Here is a 2,659-nt window from a genome sequence, read left to right on the forward strand (position 1 = left end):
CCGCCCCCACCCGCCACTGGTCACCGATCCTGGTCGAGATCCGCCGCAGCGGCGCCGACAGGAACGCGCGGCTGGTCGAGGTGTCCGCGTACCGGCACGGCCACCGGCGGCTGGTCGGCGAGCAGCGGCTCGCCAAACGGGACGTACCCGCCTGGGTGCTGGACCGGATCGACGACGCCTTCGCCGAACTCGACACGGCGGGCCGCGAGTTGATCGCGTTCGCCCTCCCCAGGGACTGGCTCAACTACCCCGTGGACCAGTGGTCGGCCCGCAAGGGCACCCGGACGCCGCTCGGTTGTATGGCGCCGGTGGTGGTGATGGACCACGACCGCAGGACCAATCCCCGTCTCCAGTTCCGGCTGAAGAAGATGTGGGACCTCCTGGACGAGCAGCCTGAGTCGCGGTTCCACCGGATCACCTGCGAGGGCGCCCCGGCGCCCGGGCTGCTCGCCGTCCAACTCCAGGACGTGGCGGGCCCGGTGGCGCTGACCAGGCCGCCGACGGCGCCCGACGACCGTGCGACGCACCGCGCCGTCCTGGACGCGCCGGTCCCGATCGTGCTGTGGCCGCGTACCGGCTGCCCCGGGGGTGGCGGGGAGGCGTGCGGGGCCGGGTGCCGCGGCACGGTGTTCCTGGACTCCCTGGCCGAGCGGCTGTCCCTGCTCGCGCCGGGCGAACTGCCCGAGCACGTCTTCACCCTGCGCAAGCACGCCTTCGGCCATGAGGGGCCCGAGCCGCACTGGGCCACCGGCCTGTCCTTCGTCTGGGACGATCCACGGTGGTTCCCCGACGTCCCGCGGCTGACCCGGTCGCCCGTCGACTGACCTGGAGGTCCGACATGTCGTCCCTGTGGCCGGTGTACACCGGAACCGACCAACCGCACGACGGTATCGGGCTGTTGCCCGAGCCGCCGCCCTGGCGTGCCTTCAACGGCGGACCCGTGGTCGAACCGCCCGGGGACGACCCGTCGCCGTCACCCGACCGGGTGCACCGGGCCCAGGCGTACCGGGCGACCACCGAGAGCGTGCAACTCGTGAACGCGGCGCTGTACTTGCGCCGGCCGCTGCTGGTGACGGGGCCGCCGGGGAGCGGCAAGTCCAGCCTGGCGTACGCCGTGGCCCGGGAGTTACGGCTCGGGCCCGTCCTGCGGTGGAACATCACCAGCAGGACGGCGCTGGGCGACGGGCTCTACCAGTACGACCCGCTCTCCCGGCTCTACGCGGCGGGCCAGGCCCCGGGGAACGGCACGAACGGCACCATCGAGGACCACCTCCGGCTCGGCCCGCTGGGGACGGCGCTGCTCCCGTACGAACGCCCGCGCGTCCTGCTGATCGACGAGATCGACAAGAGCGACCTGGATCTGCCGAACGACCTGCTGAACGTGATGGAGGAGGGGCAGTACGAGATCCCCGAACTGGTCCGGGCCGCCAGGACCCGCGCCTCGGCCGAGGTCCTGATGGCGGACTCCGACCGGCTGGTACGGGTGGAACGCGGCCGGGTGCGCTGCCGGGCGTTCCCCTTCACGGTCCTCACGAGCAACGGCGAACGGGACTTCCCGCCCGCTTTTCTGCGGCGCTGTGTGACCCTGGAACTGAAGCAGCCGGCCGCCGACCACCTGGCCGCGATCGTCCGGGCGCATCTGGGCCCTCTCGACGAACCGGCACGGGAGTTGGTACGAACGTTCCTGACGCGGGGCAGGAACGGTGAGCTGGCGACCGACCAACTGCTCAACGCGATCTATCTCACCAGGACTTCCGGACTGGCCGGCGAGTCCAGGACGGAGCTGGCGGACCATCTGATGCGCTATCTGAGCCGGACACCGGAACCCGATGAATTCTGATCTGGCCCGGTTACGGGACGTGCTGACGGCGGCGGGCGACGACCCGCCGACCGGCCGCGAGCTGGCCGAACTGCTCTGGCTCGCGACCCAGTCACGCCCCGCCCCGCCACCGGCCCGGCAAGCGCCGCCCCTGCCCGGGGCGGGGGGGATCCCGTCCCCGCCTCCGTTCCCACCCCCGTTCCCACCGGGCGAGCACCCCCCGCCGGTTCATCCCGACCACCCGGAGCCACCGATCCCGTACGGCTACCCGGGCGGAGCCGTCGGGCGGGCCCCGCAGCCGCCACCAGGCAGCCAGGCCACGCGGGACCCGAAGTCCCCCCAACCCGAACAGACCCCACCGAATAGGCCGGCTCGGTGGCCCCAGCAACCCTCACCGATCCGACAGACCCCGCCGGACCGGCGAACCCCGACAGGTGGACACCCTTCACCGAACCGGCCCACCCCGGCGCCGCCCGGCGGGCAACCTCCACCCAGCGGGCAGACCCCGGCAGGTGAGCAGGACCCGTGGGGCCAGCAGTCCCCGGCGGGTGGGCAACCTCCAACCAACGGCCACACCCCTGCGGGTGAGCAGGACCCGTGGGGTGCGCCAACTCCGTGGGGGCAGCAATCCCCGCCGGACCGGCAGACCCGGCCCGGTGGGCAGACCCCGCCCGGTGGGCAGACCCCGCCGGACCGGCAAACCCCCTGGGACCCACAGTCCCCATCGGGTACACCCGCCCCACCGGGCACACCCGCCCCGCCGAGCGGGCAAACTCCGCCGAGTCGGCAGGCCCCCGTCCCGCTCGTCCCCCGGCGCTGGTGGCCCCAACCCACCCGGGC

At 73.4% G+C, this 2,659-nt stretch carries 1 protein-coding gene and 1 pseudogene; both read left to right on the forward strand.

What is annotated here, in order from left to right:
* A pseudogene (locus tag GT042_RS10485) lies at window positions 1–824 on the forward strand (serine protease); the annotation flags it as partial.
* Window positions 825–838: 14 nt separating this feature from the next.
* Window positions 839–1,840, forward strand: coding sequence for a MoxR family ATPase (locus GT042_RS10490; RefSeq protein WP_161308444.1), 1,002 nt, complete (start codon window positions 839–841; stop codon window positions 1,838–1,840).
* Window positions 1,841–2,659 lie beyond the last annotated feature (819 nt).

This window comes from Streptomyces sp. SID3212, from assembly GCF_009865405.1.
GTDB lineage: Bacteria > Actinomycetota > Actinomycetes > Streptomycetales > Streptomycetaceae > Streptomyces.